This is a genomic window from Leisingera sp. MMG026 (assembly GCF_021654205.1).
Taxonomy (GTDB): domain Bacteria; phylum Pseudomonadota; class Alphaproteobacteria; order Rhodobacterales; family Rhodobacteraceae; genus Leisingera.
In genome coordinates this window covers 1-12,222 of record NZ_JAKFZM010000046.1, presented here as the reverse complement: position 1 = coordinate 12,222, position 12,222 = coordinate 1, and the positions used below count along the sequence as shown (strand labels likewise).

Genomic DNA, 12,222 nt, shown 5'->3' with positions numbered 1-12,222 from the left:
GGATTTTGCAGAAAAACGACAGCCGGAATGGCGGGCACGGGCCGGGAAAGGGCTTGCTGCGGCGCCTGGCCTTCAGGAAACAGGGAGGGTCTTCCATGCGGCCGTTTGAAGGAGTGCAGGTTCTCGATCTCGCCCATGTCTAGGCGGGGCCGTTCGCGGCCTGTCAGCTGGCAGCGCTGGGGGCAGAGGCGATCAACATCGAACCGGTGAACCATCCCGGCATGACCCGCAGGCAGGCCGCGCCGGGCCCAAGCCCGTCCGGAAGCCCGGCCTTGGGCCGGGTTTTGCGCGGGCGCAGCGGGGTTCACACTGGCGAATTTGATCCTGGCGGGAAGTACGGGCGTGGTAACGGTTCTGGGCGGGGCAGTGATATTCACAGCCTTTCTTTGGCCGCAGAAACCGCACCCCCGCCCGCGGTCGCCTGAAAATGCCTGCTGGCCAGCCTATTGCCGGTCTGTCACGTTTTCCTTGAACGCGACCTCGAATTCCGCCTGCTTTTCGGCGCTGGCCTCGGTCTGGTGGCTGGCTTTCCACTCGGCCATGGTCATGCCGTAATAGGCCTCGCGCGCAGCGTTTTTGTCCATGTCGATGCCGCGCTCATTGGCGGCTTCCTGATACCAGCGCGCCAGGCAGTTGCGGCAAAAGCCGGCCATGTTCATCAGATCGATGTTCTGTACATCGGTGCGGTCTTCCATCAGGTGCTTTTGCAGGCGGCGGAAGGCGGCGGCCTGGATTTCGATTTCGGTTTGCTTGTCCATGGCGGTGGCTCCGGAGTTGTCTTGCGTCGCCTCAGGCCTAGCAGCCGGGACCGGGGCGGGCAATGGGCGCGGGCGGCCGGGATCAGGCCAGCTGCAGCGCCAGCCACGGCCCCAGCGCGGTGGCCAGGATCACAATCTTGTAGGTGCCAAGCCAGCGGTAAACGGTGAGGCTGACATCGGCCGGCGCCAGTCCGAACATCCGGGCGTGCAGGCGCGCCACCCAGTCCTGCAGCAGCATCAAGAGGATGGCAGACAGGGTGAACAGGCCGATGTGCAAGATGGTCAGCCAGCCGAAGAAGGCGGAGAGGGTTTCCTGGGCCATGATGGCTCCTTTCCCGTTGCTGTGCCGCGTTTCCAGCCCTGATGTGGGGGGCGCCGGGCACCGCTGCAAGATCATGCGGTAGCGTGCCGCAGATCAGAGACCTGAGTTTTCGAGGGCTTTAGGCAGAACACTTGCCAGGCGTTCCGCCCATTTGCACTGTCCATCGTGTTCGGCAATCAGGTCGTTTCTGAGCTCGATCAGCGTATTGGGGCGGCCTGCATGCGTGGCGTGGGTCTCAATCGCGTCGCCGGGCAGGTGGCCGGTGTAGGGCTCGTTGATGCCGACACACAGGCCGTCCTCGGCCTTTAATTCCTCGATCACAAAGGGCGAAAACCGCTCGCCTTCGGGAAACAGGATGCCGATCTCCCAGGGGCGCGGTCCGCGCCCGCGCAGCTGGCGGGTGAAGCTGTGGACCGAGACGATCACGGTGCCGGGGCGTTCGGCCAGCCGGGCCAGGGCGCGGTGATAAGGGCGGTAGCAGCCTTCCAGCCGCTCCTTCAGTTCTGCCGTGCCCGCGTGGCGGTTGGCTGGAATTATGGTGCCGTCGTAAAGCTTCATCAGAAGGGTCGGGTCGTCCTCGCCGCGGTTGGGGTCGATCACCAGCCGCGAGAAGTTCGAGGCCACCACCGGCGCGTCCAGCATCCCGCCCAGCAGTTTAGCCACCTCATAGGCGCCGACGTCATAGGCGATGTGGCGTTCCATATCCGCACGCGGCAAGCCCAGATCGCCGCCGCCGGCAAAATCCGGCACATGGTTGGTTGCGTGGTCGCAGGTGATCAGCCAGCGGGCGGGACGGTCTGCGCCGTGAACAAAATAGGGTGTGTATGTCATGAGCCTGATATGTTTTGCCGCAAGCTGTTTACGGGAGTTGCGGCAGAATGGGAATTGGGGGATAAGCACCCTGAACGCTGTTTGCGGTAACATAAGTCAGGTCCGAAGGAGAAGACCCCTATGAAACGTTCGCGCAATGTGAAGATTGTCGCCACCCTGGGGCCGGCTTCGGAGACCTATGAAACGATCCGCGCCCTGCACGAGGCCGGCGCCGATGTGTTCCGGCTGAACATGTCGCACGGCAGCCATCCGGAGATTGCCGAAAAGCACAGGATCATCCGCCAGGTGGAGCAGGATCTGGACAGCCCGATTGCGATCCTGGCCGATCTGCAAGGGCCGAAACTGCGGGTGGGTGTCTTTGCCAATGGCGCCGAGGATCTGGTGGAGGGCGCCAGCTTCCGTCTTGATCTGGATGAGGCCGAGGGCGACGCAACCCGCGTGTGCCTGCCGCATCCGGAGATTTTTCAGGCGCTGGAACCTGGTGCGCATCTCTTGGTCAATGACGGCAAGATCCGTCTGGCAGTTGATGACTGTGGAGCGGATTTTGCCAATTGCACAGTGGAAATCGGCGGCACCATATCGAACCGCAAGGGGGTGAACGTGCCCGACGTTGTGCTGCCGCTGGCGGCGCTGTCGGAGAAGGACCGCGCGGATCTGGAACTTGTCTGCGCCCTGGGTGTGGATTGGCTGGCGCTGTCGTTTGTGCAGCGGGCCAAGGACGTGTTCGAGGCCCGCGGGCTGGCCGATGGCCGCGCTGCGGTGCTGTCGAAGATCGAAAAGCCGCAGGCGGTGGAGGATTTCGAGGCTATCCTGGATGCCTCGGACGGGATCATGGTGGCGCGGGGCGATCTGGGCGTCGAGCTGCCGGTGGCGGCGGTGCCGCCGATCCAGAAACGGCTGGTGCGCAAATGCCGCGCGGCAGCCAAGCCGGTGATCGTGGCGACCCAGATGCTGGAAAGCATGATCGAAAGCCCGATGCCGACCCGGGCCGAAGTCTCGGATGTCGCCACGGCGATCTACGAGGGCACCGACGCGATCATGCTGAGCGCCGAGAGCGCGGCAGGCCAGTATCCGATCGAGGCGGTGCAGACCATGGACAAGGTCGCGGTCGAGGTCGAGGCAGACCCCACCTATACCCAGATCATCGCCGCCTCGCGTTCGGCCAAGGGCACCACTGTGGCCGATGGCATTGTGGCGGCAGCGCGCGAGATTGCCGAAAAGACCGAGATCAAGGCGATCTGCTGCTTTACCCAGTCGGGCACCACAGCACTGCTGACCGCCCGCGAGCGCCCCGGTGTGCCGATCATCGCCATGACACCGGTCAGCGCCACCGCCCGGCGGCTGTGCCTCAGCTGGGGCTGCAAATGCGTGATGACGCCGGAACTGGACCGTTTCAAGGGTGCGGTGGTGAGTGCGGCGCGGGCGGCGCGCTCCGGCGGCTATGCCGGGGATACCGATCAGATCGTGGTCACCGCCGGCGTGCCTTTCAACGTGCCGGGCACCACCAATATCCTGCGCATTGCCCCCTGTGATGAGCGATTGATTTACAGCACCGATCCGGAATAACGGGGAGCTGCTTGTCTGCAGGCCTGCAGCGAAATTTGAAAACACCGGCCCCTCGCCTACCATTTCCTTGTGTCAGGCCGTGATGGGGGACGTGGTTTATGGGGACCGATTTGCCGCTGATAGCGGGTTTGGTGATTGCCGGGTTTTCGGTGCCGTCGATTCTGTTGGCCTTCAGCGAACGGCGGCCGCCGCGGACATCCGTGGCGACCATTCTGATTGCCATCGGTCTGATCGCCTATGCGGTGATGATGAAACCCGGCGGCTACCGCATTGACGAGATCCCGGATGCGTTTTTCCGGGTTCTGGGGCGCCTTCTGTAGAGAATCGGCTTGCCCATCGGGCAGGCATTGCGTATTGGGCAGCTCTGTTCCGCGTGGCCGGCCTTTCTTAGGCATGCCGAGTCGCGCGTCTAGCGAACCCGCATTGAAGGAGACGGAAATGCCCAAGATGAAGACAAAGTCGAGCGCCAAAAAGCGCTTTAAGGTGACTGCGACCGGCAAGGTCATGGCAGGTCAGGCCGGCAAGCGCCACGGCATGATCAAACGGACCCGCAAGTTCATCCGCGATGCCCGCGGCACCACAACCCTGTCGGCACCCGACGCTAAGATCGTCAAGGGCTTCATGCCCTACGACCGCTAAGAGGAGATTGAGATATGTCCCGCGTTAAAGGTGGTACCGTCACTCACGCCCGTCACAAGAAGGTCATCAAGGCAGCCAAAGGTTATTACGGCCGCCGCAAGAATACCTTCAAAGTCGCCCGTCAGGCCGTCGACAAGGCGAACCAGTATGCAACCCGCGACCGCAAGAACCGCAAGCGCAACTTCCGCGCGCTGTGGATCCAGCGGATCAATGCTGCTGTCCGTTCGCACGACGAAGCGCTGACCTATTCCCGCTTCATCAACGGCCTGACCCTGGCCGGCATCGAAGTGGACCGTAAGGTTCTGGCCGACCTGGCCGTGCACGAGCCCGAAGCCTTTGGTGCCATCGTGCGCCAGGCACAGGACGCGCTGGCAGCCTAAGGCGCCGGAGAGTTCCGAATTCAGGAAAGGCCGCTCCGGTTGGAACGGCCTTTTTTCGTGATTGAGGTTCACTGTTCCGCACTGCGTCCAGCGGCCGCAATTGACTGTCTTGCGCGGAGGCGGTTACCGGATCAAGGGTTAAAGCGCCCGGATGACCGCCAGCCAACGCCTGTCCGGTTGTGCTGGAAAGGATCCTGAGCGCAAAGGCTGGCTGGGCAGGTTTGCGGCTCACTTTGTTGCCAGCATCGCCTCAACTTCTGCCGTGCTTGCGGCCCCTTTCAGGATCGTGAAGTCGCCCCGTTCCAGCATTGCACGGGTGCCATCCAGGATCACCTGCTGGGTGACACGGGCCAGTCCCCCGCCGATGGAAATCCGGGCAGCGCCCAGTGCGCCGATTTCATCTGTTGTGAGATCACGCATCGCACCCGCAGCCAGCAGATTGACAGCTGTGCCTGTCGCGGCAAGCGCGCGGGTGGTTCCGGCATCGACCAGCGGGGCGTATATCACATCTGCACCTGCTTGGGCGAATGCCTTGCAACGGCGCAGCGCCTCTGCTTGTTCGTAGTTATTCATAAGCCAGCCATCAGCGCGGGCAGTCAGCACGATCCCCGCCGCCTTGGCTGCAGCGGCCGCCGCCTCTATCCGGGCCAGCGCCAGATCAAACGGATAGGAACTTGTCCCCGGAACAGCTGTGTCCTCCACCGAAACCCCCGACAGCCCGGCTTCTGCTGCCAGTCTTACAGTCTCTGCGACAGTTTCGGGATCGTCTCCGTATCCGTTTTCGAAATCGCCGTTTACCGGCACGTCGACCGATGCGCAGATACTGGCAGCGTGCTGCAGGGCAATTTCACGCGTGATCTGGCCGCCATCAGCCAAACCCAGCGTGAAGCCATACCCTGAAGAGGTCGTCGCCAGCGCCTGCGCACCCAGATGCGCCATTACCTTTGCTGATCCGATATCCCAAGGGTTTGGCATCACCACCGGCTTGCCCGGGACGTGAAGGGCGCGAAATCGTTCCGTCAACTCGTAGCGTCGCAAAACATGCTCCTCTCTCCGATCAGCAGAAGTGCTGATCACTATAGCGGATCTTCGCTTTGGCATGCAGCATTATCAGCTGCCCCGATGGTTTTCGATGCAGGCCGTGGAATTGGGGCGGGGTTCGGTGCGACCTTGGCCTGCGTTGGAAAACCTTCCCAAGGTGAAAGCAGCGCGGGCCTGGGATCAGTCTATGGGAAGCGCGCAAATGGCTGGAGGCGGGGCTTGCGCAGGCGCAATGGTCTGGTGGGTGCGGCCTGCTCCCTCAGTGGTGCGCGCGGCATCGGTTTTGACCGCGCCGGAAGGTAGCGATGATGCGCATCGGGCCGCCGCAGCACGGACAGGGTGCGCGAAGGGCGGTTTGGCGTGAGCGGCCCATTTGGTCTTTCGGAGCCAAGTGGCGAATACCTTTGCGTCTGCCAGCACCATGTAATCGCCGAAGAAGGCCAGCTGACCAGTGCGGTGCAACTCCATCAGCCCTTCGAGGAAAAGGCGCCTGAACAGTCTGGACAGGACGCGCAGATGCAGTCGGAAACCCGGTTTGCAGGCCACCTGCCGGGTGCTGCCCGGCGGCAGGCCTCTACCGGGGCTGATCATGCGGATGCGGGAATAATGCGTCAGCGCTGATCCCCAAGTGTGGAGCCCGCTGGTCATGCCGGCGTGGGCGCCGGGGCGCTTGGGGGCTGCGGCGAGGGTCATGACCGGTTCGGCCGAGGCACGGAACAGCAGGCCGCAGACCTCCGGTCGCGCGTCCCGCCAATAGCCGGGCAGCAGATCCTGCAATCCCGTTGACAGCATGACCTTGCGATCTTTGCCCCCCCTTGCCTTGGCCGGCATGGATCAGCAACCGGTCGATATTGGGCTCGTTGGTTGAATCCGCTGCGCTGCGAATGAACGGCGGCTCTGATGAATTCGCCCGGGCAAAAAGCGTCACCTCCCAGGATGGTTTTTTACACTAGCCACAAACGCCGTTGCAGCAAAGCGGCTTTGTCCTTGGTTTCGGAGCGGCCCCTCACCACAGCCGGCCTTTCGCATATTCCTCATAACCAGCGTCATAGGTTTCGGCTTCGAACCCGGCCTCCTGCTCCTTCAGGAACTGGCCCGCGGTGGGTAGTTCCGGGCGTTCACGGTCCTGGTCCCACAGGCGGGACCGCATAACCGCCTTGGCGCATTGAAAATACAGCTCGTCTATGGTGATGACGGCCACCGTGGCCGGGCGCCGTCCCTTGCGTTCAAAGGTGGTGCGGGCGGTTTCGTCGGCGGTCAGGTATGCGGTTCCGTTCACCCGAACCACATTGTTTTCGCCCGGAACCATGAACATCAGGCTGACACGGCTGTCGCGTACGATGTTGCGCAGCGAGTCGAGCCGGTTGTTGCCGCGCCAGTCCGGCAGCCACAGGGTGCAGGCGTCCGCGATATGCACCACCGGGCCATCATCGCCGCGCGGGCTGGCGTCGGTGCCCTCAGGGCCGATGGTGGACAGCACCAGGAACCAGGAGGCCTCGATCCAGCGCTGGTACAGCGGTGTAAGACGGGTGGCGACTTTGCTCAGCGACCGCGGTACCGGGGTGCCGTAAATGTGTTCAAGTGTTTCGATGCCGGTGATTTTCTGCATGCTCTGGCCTCCTTTTGGCTGCAGGATATCTTGCCCTTTTGCGTATTTGGGCCAGTTTTTTTGCTCAATTGAGCAAAAAAGAAGATATTCGGCGGCGGAGCTGGCCCCCGCCTGATGCGGTGCAGTTGCTGCCGCATGGGGGGTGTCGTTTCCGCGCCGCTATGAGGATGGTTGGTGCAGGCGGCACTAGCTGGGCGGTGTCCGTGATCTCTGGTCTGATCGTGCCTGCAGCCAAGCTGCATGAAACCCGAATAGTAGGACGGGTGCAGCTGCAATTGTTGTGTATCGATCCGGCGGAAACCGTCCCCGGCGCGATGACGGTTTGCCGTGCGGCGGAAGGTTTAGGGCAGAAACCGCCAGTTGCATCTATACAGCTTTTGCGGGATACGGGCGCGAGCGGCCTTTCCTGTGTGTGCACTGGTGCAAGTCATCCGCATACTGCTTTTTCCAGGTTGGGATCCGGACCAAGGCCGTCGAGCACGAAATCCGAGGAGTTACATCGTGAAAAAGATCGTCCTTTTGTTGCCCTTGCTGGCCCTGGCTGCATGCGGTGACGAATTCAGCTACCCTTCGCAGCTGGAAAAGCAGTCGCAGACGGCAGCGCAGGCCGCAGCCACCCCGGTTGACCAGATCACCCTTGAGCGCGGCGCAAGCATCAATGGCGGCAACTTCCAGGTGCTGGGTCCGGTGAAGACGTCCGTGGGCAAGCCGACTGCCTTTCACCCGGCGCCGACTGTTGCGGACGCAGAGAAAAAACTGCGTATTGAGGCAGCAAAGCTCGGGGCGGATGCGGTCATTAATGCAGAGGTCGGCAACGTCGGCGTCTGCCCGCTCAGCTGGGGCTGCCGGGCTGCCAGCGGCACCGCGGTCAAGCTGAGCTACTGACGCTCAAGGCGGCGGCATCCGGGTGATGCCGCGCTGGCTTGGAAATTGGGAAACCGCTGCTTAGAAGGGCAGCGGTTTTCCGTATTGATTTCCATAATCGCACTGCGGGCGGCATTATGGCAGGTTGCGCCGGAATTGAGGTGAGTGAGGCAGCCATGAAGTTCATCCGCGATGTGATTGCGCAGTTGGAAACCCCGCGCGAGGCGCGGCCTTTGGGCAGCGGCTGGCTGTCGGGAACCATGGCGCTGCTGGCGGCGCTCACCGGGCTGCTGCTGGTGCTGCTGCGCTGGTACCCCGAGACGTTCTCGTATCCGCAGCTCGGCTTTATCCATTCCAGCGGCTATGTCACCGCCTTTCTGCGCTTTGTGCTGCTGGCGGGTTACGCGCTGTCGCTGCTGAGCCTGATCCTGAGCCGCCAGAAGGCGCTGGGCTGGGCGGCTCTGGGCTTGTCAGTTGTGGCTTCTTTGATGGCGACGGCGCAGCCGCAGCACGCAGGCGGCACTCCGCAGAGCCTGTACTTCGGGCTTGATTACTTCATCGTCAACGTTCTGCTGGTCGGCTTTCTGTTTGTGCCGCTGGAACGTTTCTTTGCAGCGCGGCGCGAGCAGACGGTTTTCCGCACCGAATGGCGCGAGGACATGTTCTATTATCTGGTCAGCTCAATGCTGGTGCAGGTGCTGACTTTCCTGACACTGGCGCCGGCGAACTATGTCAATGCAAACGCCGATCTGGAGGGCATCCGCGCCCATATCACCAATCTGCCGTTTGCGGTGCAGGTGCTGATCGTGATGGCGGCAACGGACTTTGTGCAGTACTGGGTGCACCGGGCATTCCATACATTTCCGGCGCTATGGCACTTCCATGCCATTCACCATTCGGCCAAGAAAATGGACTGGCTGGCGGGTGCGCGGATGCATTTCATCGAAATCGCGGTGCTGCGCGGGCTGACGGCGGTGCCGATGTTCACGCTGGGCTTCAAACCGGAAGCGATCCAGGCCTATCTGCTGATCATCTATTTCTATTCCAGCTTCATCCACGCCAATATCGGCTGGAAGCTGGGATTTCTGGAGCGGTTCCTGGTCACGCCGCGCTATCACCACTGGCATCACGGCAGCGAGCGGGCGGCGATCGACATCAACTATGCCTCGCATTTTCCACTCTATGACTGGCTGTTCGGCACCCATTACTTGCCAGAGGAAGCCTGGCCATCAAAATACGGCGTGGCAGGGGACACGGTGCCGAGCGGCTACTGGCGGCAGTTCCTGTACCCGTTCAACCGGAAGCGCTGGAAGAAGAAGGTCGAGGAGGACCGGCATGGGCTGGGTTGAGACCCGCAGTCTCTTGTTATCATAGATATCTGGAGTTCGGATCAATTTTAGGTCGGCACGTGCAACGTTCCTTTGTCAAATCCAGCTTCTGATCCAGGCTGGCAGCGGCCCGGTTTCCAAGTTGACAAGCGACCTGATCCCGATAGCTTGCGCGTGAAGAAACTACTAATAAAATTGGACGATACTAATGAAAATCAAGGCAATATGCATGATGTTCGCGGTACTGGCTGCGGGGTGTCAAAACACTGTGCAAAGCTCTGCCACTGTAACGTCCCAACCTGCTTCAGACAGCATAACCAAAGCGCAGATCGAAACCTGCTGGAAACAAGCTGGTATTAAGGGCGACCTGTACAAGTTCATGACACCCGAAGAGGCTGCCGGAGTGCGTCCCGGTGGCGTTTTCACGGAACAGAAACATGCGAAGTTCACTGCCTGTTTGAAGGCCTGATCTCCGGATTCAGGCTGCAACCCCGTGCGGGCCGTGGCGGATGATGGCCCATTGGCCGTATGTATCCTCCAGGTCCAGCGGGATGGCGGCAGTGGATTTGCTGGAGCCGCTGCCCACTTCGGCCAGGGTGAATTCAATCCCGCCGGGGATGTCGATGCGGACCCGGTGCTCGCCGCCGCCGTGCGGGGCCTGGATCGGGCGGCCGGTGGCGTGCAGCAGGCCCTCGACGTCCACTTTTGCGGTGCGGTTTTCGATGTCGGCCTCGTAGTCGATCCGCTGAACCAGCGTGTCATGCACAGTGTCGCACATGGCGCGGAACACCCACCAATGGGTGGCTTCCTCATCCGTTTCGCCGCCGAGCATCACGGTGGAAAGCGCCTCGCGCTGGGCGTCGCTGGCACGGTCGTCGACAATCAGCTGCAATGCGCCCTTGCCCTCGAAGATCGGACCTGGCCATGCGTAAAGAACGGCGGCGCGGGTGCCGGCAAGGTCGGTGTCGCCGAAGTGGCCTTTGTCGATATGGATCACCTCAAACCCCGTGCAATTGCCATGGGTGGGCAGATCCTCGAACTGGCAGGGACAGCCGTAGTTGCAGTTGCAGTTCCCGAAGCTGCGGCCCTCGATATACCAATCCACATGCGCCATGACTGTCTCCTCCGGTTCTGTTGAATGAGATGCGGGGAGTCTATCATAATTAGGGCGTGATTGCAGGGCGGGCTTGCTGTCCGGCCATATCCGCCCGGCTTCCGTCCCCGCCCTCTTGCTTTCGCCGGCCCTTGTGGTAGCAGGGCACAAGCAGAATTCGAGGGGCCGTGATGGACGATCTTAAAGCCAAATATCTGGGTCAGATTGCCGATGCCGCGGATGAATCCGCGCTGGAAGCGATCCGCCTTGCCGCCGTGGGCAAAAAGGGCGAAGTGGCGCTGAAGATGCGCGAGCTGGGCAAGATGACCCCGGAAGAGCGCCAGGTCGCAGGCCCGGCGCTGAACGCGCTGAAGGATGAGATCAACTCGGCCCTGGCGGCCAAGAAGGCGGGCCTGGAAGATGCCGCCCTGGATGAGCGTCTGCGCACCGAATGGCTGGACGTGACCTTGCCGACCCGCGCCCGCCGCGTGGGCAGCCTGCACCCGATCAGCCAAGTGCAGGAAGAGATCACCGCGATCTTTGCGGAACTCGGCTTTTCGGTTGCCGAAGGGCCGCGGATCGACACCGACTGGTACAACTTCGATGCGCTGAACATCCCCGGCCACCACCCGGCGCGGGCGGAGATGGACACGTTTTACATGCATCGTGCCGAGGGCGACGACCGCCCGCCGCATGTGCTGCGCACCCATACCAGCCCCGTGCAGATCCGTTCGATGGAGAAGATGGGCGCGCCCTTGCGCATCATCTGCCCGGGCGGCGTTTACCGCGCAGACTACGACCAGACCCACACGCCGATGTTCCACCAGGTCGAAGGCCTGGCGCTGGACAAGGACATCTCGATGGCGAACCTCAAGTGGGTGCTGGAGGAATTTGTCAAATCCTTCTTCGAGGTGGACGACGTCGAGCTGCGCTTCCGCGCCTCGCACTTCCCCTTCACCGAGCCGTCGGCCGAGGTCGACATCCGCTGCTCCTGGGATAACGGTCAGCTGAAGATCGGCGAGGGCGACGACTGGATGGAGATTCTCGGCTCCGGCATGGTTCACCCTAAGGTGATCGCGGCCGGCGGCATCGACCCGGAGATTTATCAGGGTTTTGCCTTCGGCATCGGTATCGACCGTCTGGCGATGCTGAAATACGGCATCCCCGACCTGCGCGCCTTCTTCGACAGCGACCTGCGCTGGCTGCGCCATTACGGCTTCCAGAGCCTGGACATGCCGGCGCTGCATGGCGGTTTGAGCAGGTAGGGAGTGCTGGAGCACCTGAAAACTTATTACTGCCCTGTACAAGCCACAGTATGGGGCACCCAGCTTTGCTTTTGGCTCGTGTCTCATTTTCGCTGGTCGCGGAAAGAGTTTGCTTTGTTCGTTACTGCAAGAAGGTTAAATGCATATAGCGAATTAGAGCCTCGGGAAATTGATCGCTTCGACTATGAGGCTGTTGGTAGTTTTGGACTTCATCGGCATGGCTTCCAACGTTTGCTTGGAACACTAAAGAAGGTTGAGCAAAAGAACGCGGTTGCTCTTACAATTTTGGGCTTCTTTCTCGCTGCGTTCTTAACTGTTTCGTTCGAGGCGGGGCCGTGGACCCCTCATGGGCTTCTCGTACTGTTGATGGGGTCAACACTGGTGCTCCCCCTTTACAGCTCATTCCGCGGTGTCCGTCATCTAGATACCTTTTCTCGTTACAGCGCAGCGGCTTCGAAACGTGCAATCCTGCTACAAAGAGAAACCCTGCCTGGTGTGCTGAGTGATGAATTGTTGCGAGACTTGC

General features: G+C 61.5%; 16 protein-coding genes. 9 read left to right on the top strand and 7 right to left on the bottom strand.

Features of this window, described 5'->3' with window-relative positions:
• Positions 1 to 443: 443 nt before the first annotated feature.
• From L1069_RS19545 to L1069_RS19535, 3 genes are all read right to left on the bottom strand, one after another.
• Positions 444 to 758, bottom strand: coding sequence for a DUF1244 domain-containing protein (locus L1069_RS19545; protein ID WP_134830728.1), 315 nt, complete (start codon positions 756 to 758; stop codon positions 444 to 446).
• Between the two features lie 82 nt (positions 759 to 840).
• The gene (locus L1069_RS19540; protein WP_129369702.1) at positions 841 to 1,080 is read right to left on the bottom strand and encodes a DUF6868 family protein; all 240 of its coding nucleotides are present in this window, start codon (positions 1,078 to 1,080) and stop codon (positions 841 to 843) included.
• Positions 1,081 to 1,173: 93 nt separating this feature from the next.
• Complete coding sequence (locus L1069_RS19535) at positions 1,174 to 1,911, bottom strand: N-formylglutamate amidohydrolase (RefSeq protein WP_237456783.1); 738 nt, start codon at positions 1,909 to 1,911, stop codon at positions 1,174 to 1,176.
• 120 nt (positions 1,912 to 2,031) lie between these two features.
• Between L1069_RS19535 and pyk the strand changes: the two genes are divergently transcribed.
• The 4 genes from pyk (at position 2,032) to rplT (ending at position 4,496) form a co-directional block, all read left to right on the top strand.
• Positions 2,032 to 3,477 (top strand): pyruvate kinase, encoded by a 1,446-nt coding sequence (gene pyk, locus L1069_RS19530; RefSeq protein WP_237456782.1) that lies wholly within the window; start codon positions 2,032 to 2,034, stop codon positions 3,475 to 3,477.
• 98 nt (positions 3,478 to 3,575) lie between these two features.
• Positions 3,576 to 3,797, top strand: a complete 222-nt coding sequence (locus tag L1069_RS19525) for a hypothetical protein (RefSeq protein ID WP_237456781.1) — start codon at positions 3,576 to 3,578, stop codon at positions 3,795 to 3,797.
• A gap of 118 nt (positions 3,798 to 3,915) precedes the next feature.
• Entirely contained in the window at positions 3,916 to 4,116 is a 201-nt protein-coding gene (gene rpmI / locus L1069_RS19520; RefSeq protein ID WP_027263382.1) for a 50S ribosomal protein L35, read from the top strand.
• Positions 4,117 to 4,130: 14 nt separating this feature from the next.
• Entirely contained in the window at positions 4,131 to 4,496 is a 366-nt protein-coding gene (rplT, locus tag L1069_RS19515) for a 50S ribosomal protein L20 (protein ID WP_024088794.1), read from the top strand.
• 228 nt (positions 4,497 to 4,724) lie between these two features.
• Here the strand turns inward: rplT and L1069_RS19510 are convergent, their stop codons facing one another.
• From L1069_RS19510 to L1069_RS19495, 3 genes are all read right to left on the bottom strand, one after another.
• On the bottom strand, positions 4,725 to 5,534 hold the full coding sequence (locus tag L1069_RS19510; protein ID WP_237456780.1) for an isocitrate lyase/phosphoenolpyruvate mutase family protein: 810 nt from the start codon (positions 5,532 to 5,534) through the stop codon (positions 4,725 to 4,727).
• A 183-nt stretch (positions 5,535 to 5,717) separates the two neighbouring features.
• A complete protein-coding gene (locus L1069_RS19505) occupies positions 5,718 to 6,329 on the bottom strand; it encodes a transposase (protein WP_343328074.1) in 612 nt (203 codons plus the stop codon).
• 214 nt (positions 6,330 to 6,543) lie between these two features.
• Positions 6,544 to 7,146 carry a pyridoxamine 5'-phosphate oxidase family protein gene (locus L1069_RS19495; protein ID WP_129369708.1) on the bottom strand — a complete coding sequence of 201 codons (603 nt, stop codon included), beginning with the start codon at positions 7,144 to 7,146 and terminating at the stop codon, positions 6,544 to 6,546.
• 501 nt (positions 7,147 to 7,647) lie between these two features.
• On the opposite strand from L1069_RS19495, the gene L1069_RS19490 reads away from it, so the two are divergent.
• The 3 genes from L1069_RS19490 (at position 7,648) to L1069_RS19480 (ending at position 9,807) form a co-directional block, all read left to right on the top strand.
• Positions 7,648 to 8,031, top strand: coding sequence for a hypothetical protein (locus tag L1069_RS19490; RefSeq protein ID WP_129369709.1), 384 nt, complete (start codon positions 7,648 to 7,650; stop codon positions 8,029 to 8,031).
• Between the two features lie 155 nt (positions 8,032 to 8,186).
• Entirely contained in the window at positions 8,187 to 9,359 is a 1,173-nt protein-coding gene (locus tag L1069_RS19485) for a sterol desaturase family protein (protein WP_237456779.1), read from the top strand.
• Between the two features lie 187 nt (positions 9,360 to 9,546).
• A complete protein-coding gene (locus L1069_RS19480) occupies positions 9,547 to 9,807 on the top strand; it encodes a 50S ribosomal protein L20 (RefSeq protein ID WP_129369711.1) in 261 nt (86 codons plus the stop codon).
• A gap of 9 nt (positions 9,808 to 9,816) precedes the next feature.
• On the opposite strand, the gene L1069_RS19475 is transcribed toward L1069_RS19480, so the two are convergent.
• Positions 9,817 to 10,452 (bottom strand): DUF1326 domain-containing protein, encoded by a 636-nt coding sequence (locus L1069_RS19475; protein WP_129369712.1) that lies wholly within the window; start codon positions 10,450 to 10,452, stop codon positions 9,817 to 9,819.
• Positions 10,453 to 10,622: 170 nt separating this feature from the next.
• Here L1069_RS19475 and pheS point away from each other — a divergent pair, with 170 nt between their 5' ends.
• Entirely contained in the window at positions 10,623 to 11,696 is a 1,074-nt protein-coding gene (gene pheS, locus L1069_RS19470; RefSeq protein WP_237456778.1) for a phenylalanine--tRNA ligase subunit alpha, read from the top strand.
• 3 nt (positions 11,697 to 11,699) lie between these two features.
• Positions 11,700 to 12,222: hypothetical protein (locus tag L1069_RS19465; RefSeq protein WP_237456777.1), on the top strand; the 523-nt coding region annotated here is incomplete at its 3' end.

What these genes read in the sequence shown, in the direction of transcription:
- L1069_RS19495 (WP_129369708.1), bottom strand. Translation starts at nt 7,146, where the DNA reads ATGCAGAAAATCACCGGCATCGAAACACTTGAACACATTTACGGCACC.
- rpmI (WP_027263382.1), top strand. Translation starts at nt 3,916, where the DNA reads ATGCCCAAGATGAAGACAAAGTCGAGCGCCAAAAAGCGCTTTAAGGTG.
- pheS (WP_237456778.1), top strand. Translation starts at nt 10,623, where the DNA reads ATGGACGATCTTAAAGCCAAATATCTGGGTCAGATTGCCGATGCCGCG.
- L1069_RS19475 (WP_129369712.1), bottom strand. Translation starts at nt 10,452, where the DNA reads ATGGCGCATGTGGATTGGTATATCGAGGGCCGCAGCTTCGGGAACTGC.
- pyk (WP_237456782.1), top strand. Translation starts at nt 2,032, where the DNA reads ATGAAACGTTCGCGCAATGTGAAGATTGTCGCCACCCTGGGGCCGGCT.
- L1069_RS19525 (WP_237456781.1), top strand. Translation starts at nt 3,576, where the DNA reads ATGGGGACCGATTTGCCGCTGATAGCGGGTTTGGTGATTGCCGGGTTT.
- L1069_RS19535 (WP_237456783.1), bottom strand. Translation starts at nt 1,911, where the DNA reads ATGACATACACACCCTATTTTGTTCACGGCGCAGACCGTCCCGCCCGC.
- L1069_RS19540 (WP_129369702.1), bottom strand. Translation starts at nt 1,080, where the DNA reads ATGGCCCAGGAAACCCTCTCCGCCTTCTTCGGCTGGCTGACCATCTTG.
- L1069_RS19545 (WP_134830728.1), bottom strand. Translation starts at nt 758, where the DNA reads ATGGACAAGCAAACCGAAATCGAAATCCAGGCCGCCGCCTTCCGCCGC.
- L1069_RS19505 (WP_343328074.1), bottom strand. Translation starts at nt 6,329, where the DNA reads ATGCTGTCAACGGGATTGCAGGATCTGCTGCCCGGCTATTGGCGGGAC.
- L1069_RS19485 (WP_237456779.1), top strand. Translation starts at nt 8,187, where the DNA reads ATGAAGTTCATCCGCGATGTGATTGCGCAGTTGGAAACCCCGCGCGAG.
- rplT (WP_024088794.1), top strand. Translation starts at nt 4,131, where the DNA reads ATGTCCCGCGTTAAAGGTGGTACCGTCACTCACGCCCGTCACAAGAAG.
- L1069_RS19480 (WP_129369711.1), top strand. Translation starts at nt 9,547, where the DNA reads ATGAAAATCAAGGCAATATGCATGATGTTCGCGGTACTGGCTGCGGGG.